This is a genomic window from Paenisporosarcina sp. TG20 (assembly GCF_000286315.1).
Classification (GTDB): Bacteria; Bacillota; Bacilli; order Bacillales_A; family Planococcaceae; genus Paenisporosarcina.
Genome location: NZ_ALJG01000355.1, coordinates 13,726 through 36,169 on the forward strand (window position 1 = coordinate 13,726; position 22,444 = coordinate 36,169).

At 36.3% G+C, this 22,444-nt stretch carries 22 protein-coding genes; 3 read left to right on the forward strand and 19 right to left on the reverse strand.

Annotated elements, in window-relative coordinates; all coding sequences use genetic code 11:
* The 4 genes from B371_RS0118090 to B371_RS0118105 form a co-directional block, all read right to left on the reverse strand.
* Complete coding sequence (locus tag B371_RS0118090; protein WP_019415729.1) at window positions 1-1,317, reverse strand: YycH family regulatory protein; 1,317 nt, start codon at window positions 1,315-1,317, stop codon at window positions 1-3.
* Entirely contained in the window at window positions 1,308-3,131 is a 1,824-nt protein-coding gene (gene walK / locus B371_RS0118095) for a cell wall metabolism sensor histidine kinase WalK (RefSeq protein ID WP_019415730.1), read from the reverse strand. Before walK ends, B371_RS0118090 begins: the two co-directional genes overlap by 10 nt.
* Window positions 3,132-3,136: 5 nt before the next feature.
* A complete protein-coding gene (yycF, locus tag B371_RS0118100) occupies window positions 3,137-3,844 on the reverse strand; it encodes a response regulator YycF (protein WP_019415731.1) in 708 nt (235 codons plus the stop codon).
* Between the two features lie 380 nt (window positions 3,845-4,224).
* A complete protein-coding gene (locus tag B371_RS0118105) occupies window positions 4,225-5,661 on the reverse strand; it encodes a peptidoglycan DD-metalloendopeptidase family protein (protein ID WP_019415732.1) in 1,437 nt (478 codons plus the stop codon).
* A 355-nt stretch (window positions 5,662-6,016) separates the two neighbouring features.
* Here B371_RS0118105 and B371_RS0118110 point away from each other — a divergent pair, with 355 nt between their 5' ends.
* Window positions 6,017-6,919, forward strand: coding sequence for a YitT family protein (locus B371_RS0118110; RefSeq protein ID WP_019415733.1), 903 nt, complete (start codon window positions 6,017-6,019; stop codon window positions 6,917-6,919).
* 405 nt (window positions 6,920-7,324) lie between these two features.
* Here B371_RS0118110 and B371_RS0118115 read toward each other — a convergent pair whose 3' ends face one another.
* The 8 genes from B371_RS0118115 to rpsF form a co-directional block, all read right to left on the reverse strand.
* On the reverse strand, window positions 7,325-8,611 hold the full coding sequence (locus B371_RS0118115) for an adenylosuccinate synthase (RefSeq protein ID WP_019415734.1): 1,287 nt from the start codon (window positions 8,609-8,611) through the stop codon (window positions 7,325-7,327).
* A 151-nt stretch (window positions 8,612-8,762) separates the two neighbouring features.
* Window positions 8,763-10,121, reverse strand: a complete 1,359-nt coding sequence (gene dnaB / locus B371_RS0118120; protein ID WP_019415735.1) for a replicative DNA helicase — start codon at window positions 10,119-10,121, stop codon at window positions 8,763-8,765.
* A 16-nt stretch (window positions 10,122-10,137) separates the two neighbouring features.
* A complete protein-coding gene (rplI, locus tag B371_RS0118125) occupies window positions 10,138-10,587 on the reverse strand; it encodes a 50S ribosomal protein L9 (RefSeq protein ID WP_019415736.1) in 450 nt (149 codons plus the stop codon).
* Window positions 10,584-12,560 (reverse strand): DHH family phosphoesterase, encoded by a 1,977-nt coding sequence (locus tag B371_RS0118130; protein ID WP_019415737.1) that lies wholly within the window; start codon window positions 12,558-12,560, stop codon window positions 10,584-10,586. Before B371_RS0118130 ends, rplI begins: the two co-directional genes overlap by 4 nt.
* Before the next feature lie 12 nt (window positions 12,561-12,572).
* Window positions 12,573-13,514, reverse strand: a complete 942-nt coding sequence (locus B371_RS0118135; protein WP_019415738.1) for a YybS family protein — start codon at window positions 13,512-13,514, stop codon at window positions 12,573-12,575.
* Between the two features lie 351 nt (window positions 13,515-13,865).
* Window positions 13,866-14,102 carry a 30S ribosomal protein S18 gene (gene rpsR, locus B371_RS0118140; RefSeq protein ID WP_017378776.1) on the reverse strand — a complete coding sequence of 79 codons (237 nt, stop codon included), beginning with the start codon at window positions 14,100-14,102 and terminating at the stop codon, window positions 13,866-13,868.
* 183 nt (window positions 14,103-14,285) lie between these two features.
* On the reverse strand, window positions 14,286-14,798 hold the full coding sequence (ssb, locus tag B371_RS0118145) for a single-stranded DNA-binding protein (RefSeq protein WP_019415739.1): 513 nt from the start codon (window positions 14,796-14,798) through the stop codon (window positions 14,286-14,288).
* A 56-nt stretch (window positions 14,799-14,854) separates the two neighbouring features.
* Complete coding sequence (gene rpsF / locus B371_RS0118150) at window positions 14,855-15,145, reverse strand: 30S ribosomal protein S6 (protein WP_019415740.1); 291 nt, start codon at window positions 15,143-15,145, stop codon at window positions 14,855-14,857.
* 172 nt (window positions 15,146-15,317) lie between these two features.
* Here rpsF and B371_RS0118155 point away from each other — a divergent pair, with 172 nt between their 5' ends.
* Entirely contained in the window at window positions 15,318-15,887 is a 570-nt protein-coding gene (locus B371_RS0118155) for a DUF3267 domain-containing protein (RefSeq protein ID WP_019415741.1), read from the forward strand.
* A gap of 18 nt (window positions 15,888-15,905) precedes the next feature.
* Here B371_RS0118155 and B371_RS0118160 read toward each other — a convergent pair whose 3' ends face one another.
* The 4 genes from B371_RS0118160 to B371_RS0118180 form a co-directional block, all read right to left on the reverse strand.
* A complete protein-coding gene (locus B371_RS0118160) occupies window positions 15,906-16,292 on the reverse strand; it encodes a gamma-glutamylcyclotransferase (protein WP_019415742.1) in 387 nt (128 codons plus the stop codon).
* A gap of 619 nt (window positions 16,293-16,911) precedes the next feature.
* Window positions 16,912-18,012 (reverse strand): redox-regulated ATPase YchF, encoded by a 1,101-nt coding sequence (gene ychF, locus B371_RS0118170; RefSeq protein ID WP_019415743.1) that lies wholly within the window; start codon window positions 18,010-18,012, stop codon window positions 16,912-16,914.
* Between the two features lie 213 nt (window positions 18,013-18,225).
* Complete coding sequence (locus B371_RS0118175) at window positions 18,226-18,435, reverse strand: DUF951 domain-containing protein (protein ID WP_019415744.1); 210 nt, start codon at window positions 18,433-18,435, stop codon at window positions 18,226-18,228.
* Window positions 18,435-19,349 carry a mechanosensitive ion channel family protein gene (locus B371_RS0118180; RefSeq protein WP_019415745.1) on the reverse strand — a complete coding sequence of 305 codons (915 nt, stop codon included), beginning with the start codon at window positions 19,347-19,349 and terminating at the stop codon, window positions 18,435-18,437. The genes B371_RS0118175 and B371_RS0118180 overlap by 1 nt, the downstream gene beginning before the upstream one ends.
* Window positions 19,350-19,422: 73 nt before the next feature.
* Between B371_RS0118180 and yyaC the strand changes: the two genes are divergently transcribed.
* On the forward strand, window positions 19,423-20,031 hold the full coding sequence (gene yyaC / locus B371_RS0118185) for a spore protease YyaC (protein WP_026023124.1): 609 nt from the start codon (window positions 19,423-19,425) through the stop codon (window positions 20,029-20,031).
* Here yyaC and B371_RS0118190 read toward each other — a convergent pair.
* From B371_RS0118190 to B371_RS0118200, 3 genes are all read right to left on the reverse strand, one after another.
* Entirely contained in the window at window positions 19,951-20,685 is a 735-nt protein-coding gene (locus tag B371_RS0118190) for a DUF554 domain-containing protein (RefSeq protein WP_019415746.1), read from the reverse strand. The genes yyaC and B371_RS0118190 overlap by 81 nt on opposite strands.
* A gap of 66 nt (window positions 20,686-20,751) precedes the next feature.
* On the reverse strand, window positions 20,752-21,591 hold the full coding sequence (locus B371_RS0118195) for a ParB/RepB/Spo0J family partition protein (protein ID WP_019415747.1): 840 nt from the start codon (window positions 21,589-21,591) through the stop codon (window positions 20,752-20,754).
* The gene (locus tag B371_RS0118200) at window positions 21,584-22,345 is read right to left on the reverse strand and encodes a ParA family protein (RefSeq protein ID WP_019415748.1); all 762 of its coding nucleotides are present in this window, start codon (window positions 22,343-22,345) and stop codon (window positions 21,584-21,586) included. Before B371_RS0118200 ends, B371_RS0118195 begins: the two co-directional genes overlap by 8 nt.
* Between the last annotated feature and the right edge of the window lie 99 nt (window positions 22,346-22,444).

The following is a 22,444-nucleotide window of genomic DNA, read 5'->3' on the forward strand; positions in this document are numbered from 1 at the left end:
CTACTCACCTCCTAAATCATCAGACACGAAGCGTGTCCAGATATTATTCGATAAATAAAACCATGTTGGTTCTAAAATAAGTAAGCGTTGTTCATTATCACGTGTTAAATAATAACCCAATGTAATTTCATCAATATTGTTAAAATCAATTTCTTTCATCCTGTTCAACGCTCGAGATACTTTCTCCCCTGAAGCCAAATTCGAAATTACAGTATCAAATGGCAAGGACAAGTCAAGGGTGTAATACGGTCTCAAATAATTATAAATACCAGGGCTTCCCCAATAAGCTGTAATTTTAGTAGAAGTATCACCACTGAAGACCGGATATCCTAACAAAAATAATTGATAATCGATTTGTTGATTTATTGGATTAATACCAGCAAAACGAAAATCGTCAGTCCACCCACCATGTTCATTTACAAAGTCTAGGCTATCGAATACCAATTTTGAAGGGATGGCAGGCGTAAATATTTCAGAAGAAGGATTTACAAAACTTAAAGTATGTTCTAGTAAATTTACATCCATCAAAGCGGTACCATCCGAATACTGTGCATGATTTGCCCCCACAGGACTTTGTCTCACTAGGTTAGGGTCATTAAATAGCGCATCTCGAAAGCGATTTATATCAATCTCTTTCAAGTAATACGTATATCGAATACTCTCCACATCATCTTCAATAAGAAACAGAGATAACTTGCCTTCTCGTTTAACTTCTACGTATTCTGAAAAATTCACATTTGGTGAAACAACTTTCTGTTTGAATATTTCCATATCTACATTTTCTGCTATTGCCGAATATAGGGTATTTGTTTTTGAACTAGCGAAGTATATTTTTAGATTTTCACTATCAGATTGACCCCAATTAACAATTAAGCGATCAAAACTACTCTCAGGAATGTCTGTGATGGAAAAAGGTAAGATTCTATCGTATACCGAAAACGGTACATTGTCTTGGAAAAACAATGTAATGCCATTATCTGTAGTCATCAATTTATTTAAATTATCGTTATCTAAATTATTATTTTCTAACTTCAATTCTCTTAGTTCCCAATCCTTCATTATACTAACAACTAGATCTAAATCAAACTGAACCATAGAACCAGTCAATTTGTTTTCCTGGTTTACAATCATTTTGTAAGGCTTTATTACATCATTTATACGTTTTTGTTCAGCAATAGATATATTCACAACTGGTGGTTGTTGGTTAGTTTCATAAGTCGGCGTATAAGTCCATATTGTGAATGTTAAGGTTATACTTAAAAAGACTAACAGGGTTAGAATAACCGATTTAGTTTGCTCTACATATCTCAATCCCATTCACCTGCCTCATCTAACTCAATTGGCAAAGTGAAGAATATCGTCGTTCCATAACCTTCTTCACTTTCTGCCCATATGGCGCCACCATGCGCTTCTATCATCTCACGAGCAATTGCAAGACCAAGTCCTGACCCACCCATTGATCTAGCGCGTGCTCGGTCAACACGATAGAAACGATCAAAAATTCGTTCTACATTTTCTTGTGGAATCCCCATGCCATCGTCAGAAATCATTGCTTTTAATAAACCGCCCTGAACAATACAGCCAAAACGAATATTACCGCCGTCTGGCGAATACTTTAAAGCATTCGAAATAATATTATCGATGACTTGCGTTAACTTGTCAGTATCGATTTCCACAAAATATTGTGCCTCTGGCAACAACCGAAGAAAATGTACATCTTGTGATCTTGACATTTCAAAGCGATCTATGATGCGATTAAAGAATTTATTAAATTCAACAAGCTCTTTGTTCAAATCAGAACTTCGGCTATCCATTTTAGATAGCTGCAACAAATCATTTACTAATCGAATCATCCGTTCAGTTTCTGTTTGTGTAACGTTTAAAAATGATGGGGCTAATTCTCGGTCTTGCCAAGCACCGTCCGCTAGGGCTTCCAAATAACTACGCATTGTAGTGAGAGGTGTACGAAGTTCATGAGAAACATTTGCTACAAATTCACGTCTCTCCATATCAATCTTCTCTTGTTCGGTATTATCATGGAGAACCGAAATAATTCCATTCACAAACCCAGTTTCTTTTTGAATAACTGAAAAGTTTACTCTTAGAATATAGTTACGTTCAGGTGAACTAAAATCAAGATTAATGGAGTCTTTCATATGAATTAAGTCTTCAAACGTATATTCTGAATCAATTCCAAGAACGACTGAAATTGGTCGATGCATGACCAGTTCTCTCGGAACCTTTAAAAGTCGAAGTGCAGTTTCGTTAATTAACATAATTCGGCCTTTTCGATCGGTTGCAATCACACCGTCTGTCATATTAGAAAGTACAGAGGCCAATTTACGCCTTTCACCTTCTGTTGTCGACTGGGCTTCTTGAAGTCGATTGGTTAAATGGTTAAAGGCAATCGCTAGTTGACCAATCTCATCATTACCGTAAACTCGTACTTTACGAGAAAAGTTTCCTTTTGCCATGGCTTGGGCTTGTCTACGCATATCAGAAATTGGTCTAGTAATTGTTTGAGCAATTAATATACCCAAAATCACTGTAATTGCGAGAGACATAGCTGTACCACCTGCAAGAATTAAATTGATCTCACTCATCTGCTCAAACACAGTTTCAATATTTGATTCTAAATAAATCGCACCTAACACTTCACCTTGATAGATTATAGGCGAAGCTAATACCCAAATCCTATCCTTTTTTTGCAGATCTACTTTAATAGTATTAAACGGAGTTTCAGAAGAGATAGATCTACGAACATTCGTATCCATTGAACGTTGACCCACAATCGATTGTTTATTTGTATCGGATGTAGCTAATATGCGAAAATTGGTGTCCACTACACGAATTTCATTAATGTCTTCTGATCGCACACTATAAAGTACGGTACGCAAACTTTGTTCTATAGTTGGGTCTTCTTCTCCACGCTTTTTGATAATTTCTGCACGCATACTAAACTCCAACAAATCCACTCGTTGTTGAATGGATTCGATGAAGCTGTCTTTTAGCGTATCTTCTAATTCACGTGCAAAATATAAACCAATGATTTGCATAGCTATTACTATCAGCAATATGTAAACCAATACGAATTTTACGTGAATCGACTTAAAAAAACTTACCTTTTGCATGCTGACTACTCCTGTTCAGGATTACGCATATAATACCCTACACCACGACGTGTCACTATCCACATCGGATGACTTGGGTTGTCCTCAATTTTTTCGCGAAGGCGACGAATGGTTACGTCAACTGTACGAACATCTCCAAAATAATCATATCCCCACACAGTTTGCAATAAATGCTCACGTGTCATCACTTGACCTAAATGTTTCGCTAAGTAATGCAGCAATTCAAATTCACGGTGAGTTAATTCTATTGACTCTTCTCGTTTCAGTACTAAGTATGCATCTGGTTGAATTATTAGTAAACCAACTACAATTTCATTTGACACTTCTTCTGTACCCTCCGCCTGAGAAGTTTGATGGCGGCGCATATTTGCTTTTACACGAGCAATCAATTCACGTGTACTAAATGGTTTTGTTATATAATCATCTGCACCTAGCTCTAAACCAAGCACTTTATCAATTTCAGAATCTTTAGCTGTTAACATTATGATAGGGAAATCGTGTTTTTTGCGAACCTCACGACAAACTTCCATGCCATCTAAGTTTGGTAACATAATATCTAGTAACATTAAATCGGGTTTTACTTCTTCTACTTTTTTCAATGCTTCGTCTCCATCATAAGCACAAAAAACGTTATAACCTTCTTTTTTTAAATTAAATTGTAAAATATCGGCAATCGGCTTCTCATCATCAACTACTAAAATGGTTTTAATCATACTTCGTCATCCTCTCAATTGCAATCTAGCTATATGAAAACGAGTAAATGAATTTAGTCTCTTTATACTACATACTGTATCACGCTTTACCTGATTACGCATCTATAGGATTAAGTGGTAGATATAATAAGTATTTCCCGGGCAATACTTCGACAAATTCTACTGAAAGTCGTCAAAAGCTTAATCTATTTCGACAGCTATAGTTCGTTTTTTAGAATAAATGGGTAAACACTCTACATAATGCCCCTTTAAACTTTCGAACCTAAAACCGTTAGACCCCCTAGCGCACCTTTTTTCTGGAACAAATAATCTATTGAAACGTATACTTCCAATACTATGAAAAAACGACCAACTCTGTAAAATTGATCGTCTCGTGATTTTTATTGTCTTACAAGACTCAACGGATCAATAATTTTACCGTTTTGAATTATCTCAAAGTGTAAATGTATTCCTGTAGATCTTCCAGTTGCCCCCATAATTCCTAAATTCGTTCCAACTGGCACACTTTGTCCAATATTAACGTTTATAGAAGCTAAGTGTGCATAAACTGTTTCATATCCATTGTTATGGTTAACTACCACTTTGTTGCCATATGATCCATCTCTACCAGCAAAGGTAACAACGCCGTTATCTGATGCTTTAATTGTATAATCACTTGGTCTAGCAATATCAATTCCGCGGTGGAATGAACCCCAACGATTACCCATCTTACTTGAAATGTAACCACCCACAGCCGGCCAAGAGAAGTGGCCTGTACCACGAGAAGGAATTATTTTTGTTCCATTTAAGACAATGTTATTTTTCATTTCTTTCACAACAACTTCTTGTTGTACGGAACTATCGATTTGTATTCCATTTTGTTCATGTATTAAATAGGTCGTTTCTTTAATTCCGTTACTGCCTTCTTGAATAACTTTTGAATCACCTTTAAACATCTCATCTGACTTTTGTTCTTGATTTTTAAATTGAACTTCTTCTGTTACTTTCTTCTCACGAACAACTTCTACGTTCACTAAAGGCTCGTAATCAGTTACTAACAACTCTTGTCCAATTTGAAGGATACTATTTTCATCAACGCCGTTATTTAACTCTGTTAATTTCGCAGAAGTTATGTCATGTTTAGAAGCGATTTTGCTTAACACGTCACCAGATTGGACGATATATACCTTCTCTTCTAAAGTACCCCTTAAAAGGTACTTTACGGCCTCAGCAGCAGTCATGATGTTTTCAGGTTTCGTTTGTTGTGTCACACCAGAAACTGATTCACTTAAGTTTACTTCTACAATACGGGTTTCATTGTTCTTTAATTCGGGTAAAGATTGTTGAGAATGTTTTCGTTTTTCAAGTTCAGCAAGCTCTTTTTCAGAAACTGATTGAAGTTTAAGGTTTTTAACAACTTCATCATAGGTTGCTAAATCACTAACGTAGACAGCAATTTCGTTATTAACAGACAATGCAAAAGCATCGGTTTCAATAGTTATAAGACTATCTAGTTTATCCAATATTATTGTATCGTTTGTTTGTTTATTAAAGACTTGTTCAGAAACGATAGATATATTTGATCCAGCACTTAAAATAAGATTATCGTATTTGGTGTTTGCAATTGCTAATTTATCATTAACAAGTTCTTTTACTGCATTTTCATCAGATACTACCCCTACGTATTGATCACTAGCATATATATGAAAGACCTTCTGTAACTGTGCACTATCATTGTCATTTGCAAATCCTGTACTCATTGTCAAACTAGAAGTAAATAATACTATAATGGCTGTTTTTTGTATTATATTTAATGTATTATTTCGTTTTAAGTTCATTGTTAGCCCCTCTCGAAAATTCACTCTATAATTAAGAATGACTCTCTCGTTATAAAAATTTGCGCCCCTATAATTTAACACAAACTATCTGACTGTTGTAAATAAGTACCATTCTGTAAAACAAATGACTCATTTGAACCATAAATTTCAATTAATTTCATTATTTTGGGTTTTATTTAATTCTAATTTACTATTATATTTTTAAGTTAATTATATTTTCTCTCTATTTTCATCTTTTTACTCCTTATTTAGCAGATTTTATGTCATATTTGTCATAATTCAATGTCATTTCCTATCGGAATCAAAAGAAATGCTGTAAAATTAATATATTCATTGTGAAAAGAGGTCAAATATTTTGACAGATGAACAACAGTTACAAGTAGTTCATAAACATCAGGCTTCCCACCGAAAAGCATCCAAACCCGTAATAGCGAAGCGTATTCTAATGATTATTGCTGGTGCTATTTTAATGGCAATGGGTATAGAGTTATTCCTTGTACCTAATCAATTATTAGATGGTGGAATTGTGGGTATATCCATCATTTTATCTCATTTAACAGGTATACAATTGGGACTATTCATTTTCCTCTTAAACATTCCTTTCTTCTTTATAGGATACAAACAAATTGGTAAAACTTTTGCTCTAGCAACTGTATTAGGTATAACCGTCCTTTCTATTAGTACATATCTCTTACATCCAGTAGCACGATTCACAGATGATTTGCTCCTTGCTACTGTCTTTGGAGGCATAGTATTAGGGATTGGTGTTGGACTAGTCATTCGTTATGGTGGTTCTTTAGATGGAACAGAGATCTTAGCGATTCTTTTTAGTAGTAAAACAGCTTTCTCTGTAGGAGAAATTATTATGTTTTTCAACTTAGCCATTTTCACAGTTGCGGGATTTGTCTTCACTTGGGAACAAGCGATGTATTCAGTATTGACATATTATATCGCTTATAAAACAATAGATATTGTTATTCAAGGATTAGACGAATCTAAATCTGTCTATATCATCAGTGATTTGTCTGAAGAAGTCGGTGATGCGATTATGGATCGACTTGGACGAGGTGTAACTTTCTTACATGGTGAAGGTGCGTATACTGGTGACAGTAAAAAAATTATTTTTACTGTTATCACACGTTTAGAAGAAGCAAAATTGAAAACAATTGTAGAAGACATTGACCTAAATGCTTTCGTTGCAATCGGCAATATCGCAGAAGTACGTGGTGGAAGGTTCAAGAAAAGAAATATACATTAACGACATACAAAAACTGCGCTTTCCTATTTTGGAAGCGCAGTTTTTGTATGGTTTTCTATTGTTCTGTTACTAAGAAAATATCTTCTGAAGTCTGGAAATAATATAAAAAGGCAATAAGAACAATAGAAAAGTAACACAATCCCATTCTTCTATAACCACTTAGGTCAAATTATGTCACCAAAGAAAATCCGTCTTAGAATGATAGTCTCCATATACTAAAACACCATGGACATGGGGTTCATCTAATTCATATACTTTTGTAGCTTTTAAGCACTGCGTGTTACGCCTTATAGCCCGACGCTTGGACGTAGACATATCATTCCAAGTTCAAAGGTGTCACTCGAAAAAACTTCTTGTATCGCAAAAGCGGAGAAGGTTCCCCTTCTCCGCTTTTGCTTTAATAATTTAGCGCCAAACACTCGTAATAATATTTGTTTGATTTCGATCTGGTCCTACTGAGAAAATTGAAATTGGAACACCACTTAATTGGGAAATGCGCTCTAAATAGTGTCGTGCATTTGCTGGAAGCTCATCGAGTGATTTACAAGATGTGACGTCTTCGCTCCAACCTGGTAGTTCTTCGTATACTGGATCACATTCAGCTAACATACGTAAGTTTGCTGGATATTCTGTAATCAACTCACCTTTATAACTGTATGCTGTACAAATCTTCACAGTCTCTAGACCACTTAACACGTCAATCGAGTTAACTGTAAGATCTGTTAGACCACTTACACGACGTGCATGACGGATTACAACACTATCAAACCAACCAATCCGACGTGGTCGCCCTGTTGTTGTCCCATATTCTTTCCCTACTTCACGAATTTGCTTGCCTACTTCATCAAACAATTCTGTAGGGAATGGTCCATCCCCTACACGAGATGTATATGCTTTACAAACTCCTACAACATGACTAATTTTTGTTGGACCAACACCTGCACCGATTGTAACACCACCTGCTACTGGGTTAGACGATGTCACGAATGGGTAAGTACCTTGGTCAATATCCAACATAACGCCTTGTGCACCTTCGAATAAGACTCTACGTCCTTCATCCAATGCATCGTTCAATACTTTAGATGTATCTGTTACATACTTTGCAATTTCTTGACCATACCCGTAGTATTCTTCCAATATTTCTTCCAAAGTAAAACCATTCGTTTCATAAAACTTCTCAAATAGACGGTTTTTTTCTTCTAAATTGTACTTAAGTTTTTCTTCAAATATTTCTTTATCAAGTAAATCCGCCATCCGAATTCCAACACGTGCAGCCTTATCCATGTATGCTGGTCCTATACCTTTACCTGTTGTACCAATTTTGTTTGCACCACGGCGAGCCTCTTCCACTTCATCTTGCTTCAAGTGGTAAGGTAATATAACGTGTGCGCGGTTAGAAATTCGTAAGTTTTCTGTAGTTACCCCACGATCATGTAATCCCTTTAATTCTTTTACTAATGCTTTTGGATCTACAACCATACCGTTACCAATTACAGAAACTTTGTCTTTGTAAAAAATACCAGATGGAATTAAATGAAGCTTATATGTTTCCCCACCAAAAATTATTGTGTGTCCTGCATTATTACCACCTTGATATCGAGCAATTACTTCTGAGTGTTCTGAAAGAAAGTCAGTAATCTTTCCTTTTCCTTCGTCGCCCCATTGTGTTCCTACTACTACAACTGATGTCATATCAGCACCTCCGTCAGACGTTTTCACGCGTCCTGAATCGAACAGTGTAATTGTACCAACGTTAACGTATATCGTCAACCAAAAAACAAAGAAAACACGAACATATAAATGTTTATATACATTTATCGTTCGTGTTTAGTGTATAACTACTTTAGGCAGGTGGAGCTTGTTGATGTTGACTCCAATCAATATTTACAAACTTATTAAACTCTTTAACAAAAGCAAGTGTTACAGTTCCTACCGGGCCATTACGTTGTTTAGCAATGATGATTTCAATCATATTTTGATTTTCTGATTCTTTATCGTAATAATCTTCTCGATATAAGAACGATACGATATCCGCATCTTGCTCAATACTTCCCGAATCACGTAAATCCGACATCATAGGACGCTTATCCTGACGTTGCTCTACTCCGCGGGAAAGCTGAGACAAAGCAATGACAGGCACTTGCATTTCACGAGCAAGTGCTTTTAATGAACGAGAAATTTCCGATACTTCTTGCTGTCGGTTCTCTTTGCCATTGCTGCTTCCTTGTATTAGCTGCAAATAATCAATCATAATCATTCCTAAACCATATTCTTGTTTTAAACGACGACATTTTGATCTAATTTCATTCACTCGAATACCTGCTGTATCATCAATAAAAATTCCCGCGTTTGATAAACTACCCATAGCCATCGTTAGCTTGCGCCAATCCTCAGCAGTTAATGCACCTGTTCTCAAGACTTGAGCATCTATATTTCCTTCTGCACATAACATACGCATCACAAGCTGATCTGCACCCATCTCAAGGCTAAAAATAGCTACATTTTTATCGGTTTTAGTTGCTACGTTTTGTGCAACATTAAGCGCGAAAGCAGTTTTACCAACTGAAGGACGTGCTGCAACGATAATTAAATCGTTGGGTTGGAATCCAGCGGTAATTTGGTCTAAATCACGGAAACCACTTGGCACTCCTGTAATGTCACCTTTACGAGAATGTAGTAGTTCAATATTGTCATAAGTTTGCACGAGTACATCTTTAATATGTCTGAAATCCCCCGAATTTTTACGGTTGGCAACTTCCATCATATTTTTTTCCGCTTCTGACAATAAGGCTTCGACTTCATCTTCTCGAGTAAATCCATCTTCCACGATATTCGTTGCTACACGAATTAACCGTCGAAGTAATCCCTTTTCTTCAACAATACGAGCGTAGTATGCAATGTTAGCAGCGGTAGGTACAGAATTTGCTATTTCTGTTAAATAGGAAAGACCACCAACATCTTCTAGTTCTTTCTTTGATGATAACTCCTCGGTAACGGTCACGACATCAATAGGTTTACCTTTGTCGTTTAGACTAATCATCGTTTGAAATATTTTTTGATGCGCAACGCGATAAAAATCTTCATATTGTAATATTTCTGCTGCCGTTATGAGCGCTTGAGGCTCTAAAAAGATAGCCCCAATAACAGCCTGCTCGGCTTCTTGGTTGTGAGGGGGAATCCTGTCCATCATTTGCTCGCTCATTTATTTACGTGTCTCCTTATATTTCTTCTTTTACATGTACTTTTAAAGTAGCCGTTACATCTTGATGTAATTTAACCGGGATCTCTGTATAGCCAAGAGCACGTATTGCATCGTCTAGTTCCATTTTTCTTTTATCGATTTTAATTCCCGTTGCTTTATGAAGTTGTTCAGCAACTTGCTTCGTTGAAATTGAACCAAATAAACGGCCCCGTTCTCCGGATTTCGCGTTAAATTCAACCGTTAATTGCTCTAACTTTTCTTTTAAATCTTTAGCATCTTCATAGACTTGTTCTACTTGTTTATCTTCCTTACGTTTTTGACCCTCTAATGCGCTAATAGTTGCTTGATTTGCTTCTATTGCAAGGTTATTTTTCAACAAAAAATTATTTGCATATCCGTCTGCTACATTTTTAATTTCACCTTTTTTACCTCTGCCTTTAACATCTTTTAAGAAAATTACTTTCATGTTTGTTGGCCTCCTTCGACAATTTCAGTGATCGCTAATTTCAGTTGTACAATCGTATCTTCAATAGTACCATTTTTTATTTGACAAGCAGCATTGGTTAAATGACCACCACCACCAAGTTTTTCCATAATCAATTGGACATTCACTTCACCAAGTGAGCGAGCGCTTATTCCCATGTCTCCATTATTTTTCTTGGCAATAATAAATGATGCTGAAACACCCTTCATGGTCAATAATATATCTGCTGTTTGTGCAATTAGCACCTGGGTATAAGTGTTCGACTCTTCTCCATATGCAATTGCAATGCCTTCACGGAAAAATTCAACTGTTTGAACAATTTTTGAACGCTCGATATATGTTTCAATATCTTCTTTTAATATGCGCTGAACTAACACCGTATCTGCTCCGTTTGTACGTAAATACGAGGCTGCTTCAAACGTTCTTGCCCCCGTTCGAAGAGAAAAGCTCTTCGTATCAACGATAATTCCAGCAAGCAATGCGGTTGCTTCAAGCATCGTTATATCATCATATTTAGGTTGATATTGGATCAATTCCGTTACTAGTTCTGATGTGGATGATGCATACGGCTCCATATACACCAGCATCGTATTTGAAATGAATTCTTCTCCACGACGATGATGATCTATAATCACTACTTTTTCAGCACGGTTTAATAATTTTTCTTCAATTACCATACTTGGTTTATGTGTATCTACGACCACAACCAACGTACGTTCCGTTAATTTTGATAAGGCTTCATCAGGTGAAATAAAACGCTCAAATAACTGGGGTTTGCTCTTCACTTCTTCCATCAAACGCGTCACACTTTGATCGAGTTCATCAAAATTAACAACGACAAACCCATTAATTTTATTCATCTCCGCCATTTTCCGAACACCCATAGACGCGCCGATTGAATCCATATCCGGTAATTGATGCCCCATTACGAAAACCTGGTCACTATCTTGAATTAAATCACGTAGTGCATGTGAAATGACACGTGCTCTAACTCGTGTACGCTTCTCAGCCGGGTTTGTCTTACCACCATAAAATCTCACCTTACCATTTGGTTGTTTAATACCAACTTGGTCTCCACCACGTCCTAATACTAAGTCCAAACTCGTCTGAGCGAGTTGTCCAAGTTCTACTAGTGAAGAAGAACCAGCACCGACACCAATACTAAGTGTCAAATTCAAATTTAGTTTAGATGTAGCTTCTCTAATATCATCTAAAATCGAAAATTTCTTTTTTTCCAGTTCAAGTAAAATGGATTCATTTAGTACAGCTAAAAAACGATCAGATGAAATTCTCTTAACATAAATTCCATAGCCCGCTCCCCAATCATTCACAAGAGACGTTACTAAACTATTTAATTGACTGCGCATTTGATCGTCCATTCCTTGCGTTAACTCATCGTAATTATCAATAAATAAAACACCAATAACACTACGATCTGCATAATAAAGTGTTTCAATCTCTGTTTGCTCTGTGATATCAAAGAAATATAGTAGCTTTTCTTCTTGTTTGTAAAACACTTTATATTCCTTGCCGGACAAGCTAATAGTTTGCTCTTTGTTTTCATTTTGCTTCACAAGCACATGGAAATCATCAGATAATGTAAACAAATCTTCTCCAATGAGTGAATCCACTTCAAGCTCTCTAGTCATAAAAGGATTTGCCCACTCAATTGTCCAATGGTTGTTTACTAATAAAATACCTATTGGCATCTCAAATAATGCTTCTTCCCCTACATGCTTAACACGATATGATAAGGTTTCGATATGTTTTTCAGTCTCTTCATATAACCGTTTTTCCGTTTGCCAGCCTATGGCCAAGACTATCACAAATAAAATAACAGTAACTATCCCAATCCAAACTTGCCAGAACAGGAGTAAAAGAACGCTTATCAAGCCGAGCAATGATAGAAAAAATAATGGAACACGAAGTGGTCTTTTTCTAAAAAATGCTGACATTTTTTCAGCTCCTTATTTTCTGTTCTTATTTTTAATAAATGACCGTGCGTTAAATCCTAAATCAAAAATTCCAAGGAGTAACACAAACGGTTGTAAAGGTAATGCTAATAGGGTTGCAACAATAATCGTCCATTTTGGCCCACCTTTTTCATGTATGTAGAAATGAATGAAAGATACACCTTGTAAAAATAGTAATACTTGCAATACTAAAGAAACATTTGCAAACACCATAAATGGAAACGTTCCTTGTTCTAACTCAACGAGTACCGTGAATATTAACACTACTAGGTAATACCATATGACGGATTTGGGTAATACCATGTATCTATACGCAGGAAACTTCGGTACGTCTAATCCTAATTTTCTTAAGACGGGTAACTGAATGTTAATGAATATATATACAAAGAGGAAAAGCCCAATTATCAAAAGGGATGGCAAGGTCGTTTCAAACATCAATAAGGCATCCGAAACTGTTTGTTCATAATCATTTGGCAATGCATTAAAACGTTCTAAAAACTCACCCATTTGTACATATTGATCTGTCGATACCGCCAAAAATTCCTTCACTGGATTAAAATTGAACACTAACACAGTTACCACATATTGAATTGAGATCGTTACTAACAATACAATAGTTGTTGATAATAACATGAATAACTTACTTTTATTCAGTCGTATCGCATCCCCAATAACAAGACCCAGAAATGCATGAATCATTGCAAAAGGAACGGCTAGCAGTCCTCCAATAAATAATGAAATGAAAATACTAACTACAGTGACAAGAATGGAGGCTTTACGTTTAAATTTCGCACTATAATAAGCAATTGGCAATGCAATAAAGAACGATGTAACTAAGTTTAGTACGGGTACATATAAAGAAACAGCCAACAAAATAGAAAATAGTGCAACCATCATTGCACCTAACGTTAACTGTTTTGTTTGTTCGTTGGGCATTCAATATCCTTCCTATCTTTAAAAAACATTTTCTCTAAGTGCCTTGACACTCAAACTATAAAATAAACAGGATATTTTGGATAACTAAAAACATTCCTAGTTCATTTCTTTTTATGATATGGCATCCTAGATACATAAAGGAAAAATCATCTTGTAACTAATTCTAGGCAATTTGTAATTAGCTTTTGAGGTCTGGCTATTACGGCTATTTAGTTTCCGAACTGAAAGGTACTTTACCTTTCTATTATATCATGTTGAACAAGATGCAACAAAAATTCAAAATAGGAAAAGTATTTGACACATCAAAAAGAAGACCGGTTTCCCGGTCTTCTTTTAGTTAGCATTAAATTTTTATCTCTCTTCAGTAGAGAATGGAAGTAAAGCCATTATGCGTGATAATTTGATTGCTGAAGTTAATTTACGTTGATATTTTGCGCTTGTTCCAGTAACTCGACGTGGAAGAATTTTTCCGCGTTCTGAAACGAATTTTTTAAGCAAATCAACATCTTTATAGTCAATATGCGTAATATTGTTAGAGTTAAAATAACAAACCTTTTTGCGTCTCTTGCCTCCGCGACGTGGTGCCATATCGTTTCGCCTCCTTAGTTTTTAATTATATTTGGATGTAAGTTAAAGTCATCACATTCTTCTCGATATCGGACTTCAAGTGCCAGCTTACATTTCCTCTCAGAAGCTCAAACGAAAACAAGTTTTCATTTTGTGCTTCCTAGCATACTAGTCAAGCTTGTGTGGCACTTTATGCTTATCCACTTAGAATGGCAAATCGTCGTCTGAAACTTCGATTGGGCCACTACCTTTAGAGAACGGATCTTCATCTATACGGGTATGGTTTTGCTGATTTGGTGATTGATTCTGTTGATTAGAAGGATATTGATTATTTTGATTTGAACCGCTACCGTAAGGTTGTTGTTGTTGAGGGCGATCTCCACCAGAACTATTACTATTACGTGGTTCAAGGAATTGAACACTATCAGCTATAACTTCGGTCGTGTAAACACGCTTTCCATCTTGGCCTTCATAGCTTCCAGTTTGAATTCGCCCTTCAACACCTGTTAAACTTCCTTTTTTCAAGAAGTTTGCTGTGTTTTCAGCAGGTTTTCTCCAAACAGTACAGTTAATAAAATCTGCTTCTTTTTCACCTTGTTGGTTAGAGAATGAACGATTTACAGCTAATGTAAATCGTGCAACTGCAACTCCACTTGGTGTGTAGCGAAGCTCAGGATCTTTTGTCAATCTTCCGACTAATACGACTCGGTTTATCATCAGAATACAACCTCCTTCATCTGCAAGTTGTTTCGAGTATACTCGATTTTATATTCTTACTTAACTTGTGCTTTGACAGCTACAAAACGAATGATATCTTCGTTAATTCTAGCTAGACGGATATATTCATCGATTGCTCTTGAATCAGCATTTGCTTTCACGATTTGGTAGAAACCTTCGCGGAAGTCGTTGATTTCATAAGCCAAGCGGCGTTTACCCCACTCTTTTGACTCGATGATTTCAGCACCATTCGAAGTCAAGATTTCGTCGAAACGAGCTACTAAAGCTTTTTTCGCATCCTCTTCAATCGTTGGTCGAATGATGTACATTAATTCGTATTTTTTCATCTTTTTGCACCTCCTTATGGACTTGGGCCTTACTGTTGACAGTAGGCAAGGAGTAAGTAACGTTGATTACTCACATTCAAGTATTATACCATAAACCGCATCCGGTTGCAACACCCTTTGTAATGTACATACTATTTTTTTTCGCTATACTACATATTAAGAGGTGAAATGCATGAAGGAATGGAACAATCCCAGTAAAGTCATAGAGTTAAACATCCAACACATTGGTAAAGTAAGTTTGATCTTGACAATTATTTTGAGCATTTTACTATTGCTACTTAATAGTATTGTTCATCAAGACTTTTCTATTAATATTTCTTGGTTTGGTTTGCTCCTTTTTGTGGTTGGTTACATTTTATTAATCTTCATGCATGAACTATGTCACTTAATAGGATTTGTCTTGTTCGCCAAAGTTCCTTGGAGTTCTCTTACCTTCGGAGTAAATTTACAATTAGGAGTTGCATACGCTACAACAACAGAAGCCGTTCGAAACAAGGCTATGAGAGCCGTTCTAATCCTTCCGTTTTGGATCACCGGGGTTTTACCTGCTATTATTGCAATTTCGCTTAATAGCCCGTTGCTCGCCTTGTTAGCAGCTTGGTTAATTGCGGGTGCAGTTGGGGATTTTGCGATGATAAAAGAACTTCGTATGGTTGATGATGACGCTTGGATTAAAGATGATCCAGAGTATCCAAAACTATTCATTTTTGAACAAAAAAATAAAGTTGCATCCTGGAGTTAAGGGTGCAACTTTATACATTCATCTAATCAATGAACTTCGATATTCAATCCAGTTTCCAGAGGGAATTAAAACAGATTTCATCGATACATCGCATATTGTATAAACAATCACTTCAATCAAACCTTCATTCGTCTCTACTTTCACGATCTCTTTCGAATACATATCTGTTAGGGGGTTACCCGTATATCCTTCTAAAGCATCGAGGCTTGACCATATGTACTCTTGAATTTCATAAACTTCACCGACAATAGTAGAACCTTCTTCAAGCTCAATAGCAGGATAACCAATGTTTGTATCGTACATTTTCGCTTGAATTTTAATCCCTTCAAATAGAAGTGTTGCACCCTCGAGTACGTGATGATTACTTTCTCCACGTAATAATGTTCCATACACAAATAACTTCATGTTGATAATCCTCCCTGTCATCCTATGATTTAAGAAAAACCGAGTACTGTACGCCCGGTCCTTTAAGAAAGTAAAAAACTACTGCACTATAACCTGAATAGAGAGATAGCCTTCTATTCTAATCTTGTGATTTCCGTTACAGGCGGACGCTTTCCGCGGGCGAGCGCCGAGCCTCCTCGTCGCTAACGCTCCCTGCGGGGTCTCGTCTGTCTCGCTTTTCCCGCAGGAGTCGCCGCCCTCCACTTCAATCATTCACCTGTTAAAAATCAACAGTGATAACAGTATACTTTTAAAAATAAAAATAAAGTATCGTCCTATCTTGTAAAATGAAAGTACCATACTTATATTTAGATAGGACGATTTTTTATGTACAATTCAAAGAATAATAACCAAGAATATATCACTGAACAAAATTCACCTCCACTGAGATAAAACTTTCGTTTCTAAAAAAGGAAATTACGACTTCGAATTAACGAGAGTCCCACCGAAGAAATTCTGTTTTAGAATGTTAGTCTCCATATATTAAAAACACCGTAACCAAGGTTCATGGCACCATAGATGTTACTCCAAGTTGAGTCGAAAAAAAGGAATAGTCGACATGTCGACTATTCCAAAAAATTTATACGTTAAAGCGGAACAACATTACGTCGCCATCTTGAACGATGTATTCTTTACCCTCTAATCGTACTTTACCTGCTTCTTTTGCTAAAGCCATGGATCCAGTTGCGACCAGGTCATCATAAGATACAGTCTCTGCGCGTATAAAGCCACGCTCAAAATCTGTATGGATAACGCCTGCACATTGAGGAGCTTTCATGCCTTTACGGAATGTCCAAGCACGAACTTCTTGTACACCTGCTGTAAAGTAAGTTGCAAACCCCAATAATTTATACGATGCTTTCACAAGTAGGTCTAAGCCCGCTTCTTTAATGCCCAATTCTTCAATAAACATTGCTTTCTCTTCATCATCCAGTTCAGCCATTTCTTCTTCTATCTTCGCGCAGATCACAATAACTTGTGCATTGTCTACCTTAGCAAATTCACGAACTTTTTGAACATATTCATTTTCATCAGCGTTAGCAATTTCGTCTTCAGAGACGTTTGCAACATAAAGCATTGGTTTAGATGTTAATAGATTCAAACCTTTAACTACGCGTAATTCTTCCTCTGTAAAATCAATTGAACGTCCTGGCTTTTCATTTTCAAAGCCCTCAAGAAGTTTTAATAATACTGGTTCTTCAATCATTGCTTCTTTGTCTTTCTGTTTAACCATTTTACCTACTCGCAATAAACGCTTTTCAACGCTCTCTAAATCAGCCAAAATTAATTCTAAATTGATTACTTCAATATCTGATATCGGATCTACTTTTCCCGTGACATGTGTAACATTTTCATCAACAAAGCAGCGAACTACTTGGCAAATTGCATCTACTTCACGGATGTGCGCTAAAAACTTATTTCCAAGTCCCTCGCCTTTACTAGCACCTTTTACAATCCCCGCAATATCAGTGAACTCAAATGCTGTAGGAACAGTTTTCTTTGGAACAACAAGTTCCGTTAATTTATCAAGACGCTCATCAGGTACTTCTACAATTCCTACGTTTGGATCAATCGTACAGAATGGATAGTTTGCAGCCTCTGCTCCTGCTTTTGTAATTGCATTAAATAAAGTGGATTTACCAACATTCGGTAACCCTACAATTCCTGCCGTTAACGCCATATAGATTCCCAACCTTCCTAATTACCTGCTTTACTATATCTAAACTTTAAATCTTCATTTTACCTATTAAATCCTGAACACCATCAAGAACTAGAGTTCTTATACTTGATCAAAAAAATTTAATTTTGCAGTTCCATTGTATAGAAGCAATCTAAGTTACAATGTTTGTTTTTCCTACAACTTATTTATTATAGGTTTAAGCTTAGTAATTGTCTATTCTCCTGGAGCAGACTGTGCTGTTTTTAGTGTTTTCTTCATCTTTTTCTCGAATTCTCTTCGTGGAATCATAACACTGTGCTGGCACCCTTCACACTTTATCCTAACGTCTGCCCCCATGCGTATTATCTTCCATTCATTTGTTCCACAAGGGTGCTGTTTTTTCATTTCCACTACATCACCGAGTTCAAAGGTTTTTCCATTCATTAGATTTTCCCCTTATCGATAGTCTTAACAGGGTCACCAATACCTGAGTCAACTGAACCGGTTTCTTTTTGATACATAACCATTTTAGGATATGGGATTTCAATGCCGTGTTCATCCATAAATATTTTTAAGTCCCGACGAATAATTCGAGCAGCTGCCCAGTGTTGTAACGGTTTTGTTTCTGCCATAATTCTCAACACTACTTCGGAAGCAGCTAAATTTTGGACCCCTAGTAGTTCTGGTTCTTTCACTAATAGTTCATACTTTTGTGGTAGTTGTGATAAAAACACACGGATCAATTCTTCTGCTTTTGGTATATCTACTTCATATGCAATACTCACATCAATAATCGCAACTGAATTATTGAGAGAGTAGTTCACTACTTCAACAATCGTTCCATTTGGGTGGATATGGATTTCCCCATTTATCCCTTGAATCTTGGTTGTGCGCAACCCAATTTCCTGAACAATTCCTTGTGCTGTGCCAATTTGGACATAATCACCAACTGAAAATTGGTCTTCAAAAATAATAAAGAAACCTGTTATGATATCACGCACTAAGTTTTGCGCTCCAAAACCAACAGCTAAACCTAGAACACCTGCCCCTGCAAGTAATCCTGTTACTTCAATTCCTATAGCTGATAGAACCGCTATTATTGCCGCGAAATAGATTACATAGGCAACCACGTTTTCGACTAGTTTCAGCAATGTATTTTGTCTTCGTTCTGAAAACCTCATAGGGGCTTTCATCCGTATTGCAAAGGCTTTCCTAACCACAGCTTTAATAATCTTAACGACCACGCCTGCAAGTAACAATACAAATACTATTTTTAATACACCTTCACCTATATCAATCCATAATTGTTCATTTAACAGGATACTTTCGGCGTTTTTTAACAATTCTTCAATGTACATTTGACTAGCCACCTTTTTGAATAAAGATCAATACTAGAACGTATACTAACAAAAAAGAAAGTGAGCTTTCCATATGCTTCTAAATTCGTCTCATCTACAACCAGAAGAATTTTCCTATCAAGATATAGGTGTCGCTTGGCGCTTAAGCTCCCTTTTACTTCAACTTATTCCATTTGAAAAACCGTCTCTAACCTTTTGTTGCATTGGAACTGATCGTTCTACCGGCGATGCGTTGGGCCCTTTAGTTGGCACATGGTTAGGTGAACACTCTACATTCCCTTACGAAGTAATTGGCACTTTGCAGAAACCACTCCATGCTTTAAATTTACACCAAACTGTTGAATCACTACAAGAAAGAACAATTAAACCTTATGTAGTAGCAATAGATGCATGCTTAGGGAGAATCGAGAAAATTGGACATATCGTTATTGAAAACGGCCCTTTATTACCCGGTAAAGCAGTTAAAAAGGTATTGCCCCCTATTGGTGACCTCTCGATCAAGGGAATTGTAAATATTTGTGGATTTCAGGATTATACCGTTTTACAAAACACGCGATTACAATTGTCATATGACATGGGAAAAGTTTTATCCCGTGCACTTTTACTGGCTTGGCAAAGGCATCAATTGAAATTGGTAAATAACAGTCACTACAATAACTACTACAAAGATACCTGGCAATAGATTGGCTACTCTTATGTTAGTCAAACCAATCATATTTAATCCAATGGCTACAATCATTATTCCACCTGTAGCCGTCATTTCTTGAATAAATAAAGCAAGTGCTTCTTCGGGAATAAACCGGCTAATTTGTGTTGCAAAAAGAGCAATTATACCTTGATACAAAAAAACAGGAACGGCCGATAAAAGAACACCAATTCCTAGCGTTGTTGCTAAAATAATAGATGTAAATCCATCAATTAATCCTTTTACTATCAATAAATCGTGATCATTACGCAAACCACTGTCGAGTGATCCTAAGATAGACATTGATCCGATAACAAAGATTAATGTAGCAGACACAAACCCTTGTGCAATGCCAATGGTTTCGCCTTTTTTATTTTTACCGACTTTTGATTCCAACCATTGCCCAAATTGATTTAGTTTGTGATCCAAATCAATCCACTCACCAATTACAGCACCAATAACTAAACTAATAATAACAATTAGAAATTGACCACTCTCAAATCCCATTTGTAGTCCAATCACGGTTACCGCTAGCCCAATAGCATACATCACGGTTTGTTTCATGTTTTCAGGGATGTTTTTTAACAACCTTCCGATAATTGTCCCAATGATTATGAGAAGTGCGTTAATCAATGTCCCTAACAATATCATGTTTTATTCCTCATTTCTAAAATAGAACCTATTCCCTTAAAGAAAACCTTTAAGGGAATAGGTCTATTATTCTTCTAACAATTCTAGGATACGTTCTAAATCATCTTCGGAAAAAAACTCGATTTCTATTTTCCCTTTATTCTTTGTCTTTCTAATCGAAACAGTAGTACCAAAATATTCACGCAGCTGTGTTTCTTTTTCCACTATAAAAATATCTTTGTTTTGTACTTTAGATGTTTCACGTGAAACATCTTCATTGGTTCGATGCACTAGTGATTCGAGTTGACGAACATTTAAGTTCTCTAACATTACCTTTTTTGATATAGAAGGTATTAGGTTTTTTTGTTTCAAGCCAAGTAGTGCTCGTCCATGTCCCATTGATAAATTATTTAAAGAGATTTGTTCCTTTACCACTTCTGGCAAAGATAACAAGCGGATGTGATTGGCAATGTGCGGACGGCTCTTACCTAACCGAAAAGCGAGCTGCTCTTGTGTGAAATTTAGAGTTTCCATTAAATTTTGATAAGCATTTGCTTCTTCAATAGGGGTTAGATCTTCTCTTTGTAAATTCTCAAGTATAGCAATTTCCATCATTTGTTGATCCGTAAAGGAACGAATTACAGAAGGTATTTCTGTTAACCCAGCAGCTTTAGAAGCTCGAAATCGACGTTCTCCCACTACTATTTCGAATAGTTTTCCTTTTTTTCTTAAGATGATTGGTTGTAGAATACCGTGCTCTTTAACAGATTCTGTTAACTCTTCAAGTGCAGCTTCATCAAATATTTTTCGTGGTTGAAATGGATTAACTTTAATTTCATTTAAAGATATCTTTTCAACTGTTTCCATCTGGTTAATTGATTCGCCTGGAAATATGGCATTAATTCCTTTTCCTAATCCTTTAGACATTCTGTATCACTTCCTTTGCCAAATCTAAATAAACTTCTGCTCCACGAGATTTAGCATCGTAAATAATGATTGGTTCGCCATGGCTTGGAGCTTCGCTCAAACGTACGTTACGAGGAATAACCGATTTGTATACTTTATCTTGAAAATATTTTTTAACCTCTTGAATTACTTGGATTCCTAGATTTGTCCGTGCATCAAACATGGTCAATAATACTCCGTCTATAACAAGCTGATTATTTAAGTGTTTTTGTACTAAACGAATCGTACTTAATAATTGGCTTAACCCTTCTAATGCGTAATATTCACATTGAACAGGAATTAATATAGCGTCTGAAGCTGTTAATGCATTAATTGTTAATAATCCAAGTGATGGCGGACAGTCAATTATGATAAAATCATATTCTTCTTTCACTTCTTGAAGTGCTCGTTTTAATCGGACTTCTCTCGAAATAGTAGTTACTAATTCGATTTCAGCACCAGCTAAAGAAATTGTAGCTGGAACTATATAAAGGTTTTCAACTTTTGTCTCTAATATTACTTTTTTAACATCTATATCATCTATTATGACGTCATAAATACATTGGTGCACATCACCTTTATTTACTCCAACACCACTTGTAGCATTTCCTTGGGGGTCTATATCTATAAGTAATACTTTTTTACCTAAGTACGCAAGACATGCACTTAAACTTACAGATGTTGTCGTTTTACCTACGCCGCCTTTTTGGTTGGCGATCGCAATGATTCTTCCCACACCTACACCTGCTTTCTTCAAATCACGTCTAGAATAGAAGGTCCTAGATCCTTCGTTTCACTTCTTCGCTTTTAATTACATCAGTTTATACATGTCAGC

Bases quoted from the DNA above. Each gene is read 5' to 3' on its own strand.
- dnaB (WP_019415735.1), bottom strand. From the start codon at position 10,121: ATGAGCGAGCAAATGATGGACAGGATTCCCCCTCACAACCAAGAAGCC.
- rpsF (WP_019415740.1), bottom strand. From the start codon at position 15,145: ATGAAAAAATACGAATTAATGTACATCATTCGACCAACGATTGAAGAG.
- walK (WP_019415730.1), bottom strand. From the start codon at position 3,131: ATGCAAAAGGTAAGTTTTTTTAAGTCGATTCACGTAAAATTCGTATTG.
- ychF (WP_019415743.1), bottom strand. From the start codon at position 18,012: ATGGCGTTAACGGCAGGAATTGTAGGGTTACCGAATGTTGGTAAATCC.
- rpsR (WP_017378776.1), bottom strand. From the start codon at position 14,102: ATGGCACCACGTCGCGGAGGCAAGAGACGCAAAAAGGTTTGTTATTTT.
- B371_RS0118155 (WP_019415741.1), top strand. From the start codon at position 15,318: ATGAAGGAATGGAACAATCCCAGTAAAGTCATAGAGTTAAACATCCAA.
- B371_RS0118135 (WP_019415738.1), bottom strand. From the start codon at position 13,514: ATGCCCAACGAACAAACAAAACAGTTAACGTTAGGTGCAATGATGGTT.
- B371_RS0118130 (WP_019415737.1), bottom strand. From the start codon at position 12,560: ATGTCAGCATTTTTTAGAAAAAGACCACTTCGTGTTCCATTATTTTTT.
- B371_RS0118090 (WP_019415729.1), bottom strand. From the start codon at position 1,317: ATGGGATTGAGATATGTAGAGCAAACTAAATCGGTTATTCTAACCCTG.
- B371_RS0118105 (WP_019415732.1), bottom strand. From the start codon at position 5,661: ATGAACTTAAAACGAAATAATACATTAAATATAATACAAAAAACAGCC.
- B371_RS0118160 (WP_019415742.1), bottom strand. From the start codon at position 16,292: ATGAAGTTATTTGTGTATGGAACATTATTACGTGGAGAAAGTAATCAT.
- B371_RS0118115 (WP_019415734.1), bottom strand. From the start codon at position 8,611: ATGACATCAGTTGTAGTAGTAGGAACACAATGGGGCGACGAAGGAAAA.
- B371_RS0118195 (WP_019415747.1), bottom strand. From the start codon at position 21,591: ATGTCTAAAGGATTAGGAAAAGGAATTAATGCCATATTTCCAGGCGAA.
- yyaC (WP_026023124.1), top strand. From the start codon at position 19,423: ATGCTTCTAAATTCGTCTCATCTACAACCAGAAGAATTTTCCTATCAA.
- yycF (WP_019415731.1), bottom strand. From the start codon at position 3,844: ATGATTAAAACCATTTTAGTAGTTGATGATGAGAAGCCGATTGCCGAT.
- B371_RS0118180 (WP_019415745.1), bottom strand. From the start codon at position 19,349: ATGTACATTGAAGAATTGTTAAAAAACGCCGAAAGTATCCTGTTAAAT.
- ssb (WP_019415739.1), bottom strand. From the start codon at position 14,798: ATGATAAACCGAGTCGTATTAGTCGGAAGATTGACAAAAGATCCTGAG.
- B371_RS0118190 (WP_019415746.1), bottom strand. From the start codon at position 20,685: ATGATATTGTTAGGGACATTGATTAACGCACTTCTCATAATCATTGGG.
- B371_RS0118175 (WP_019415744.1), bottom strand. From the start codon at position 18,435: ATGAATGGAAAAACCTTTGAACTCGGTGATGTAGTGGAAATGAAAAAA.
- rplI (WP_019415736.1), bottom strand. From the start codon at position 10,587: ATGAAAGTAATTTTCTTAAAAGATGTTAAAGGCAGAGGTAAAAAAGGT.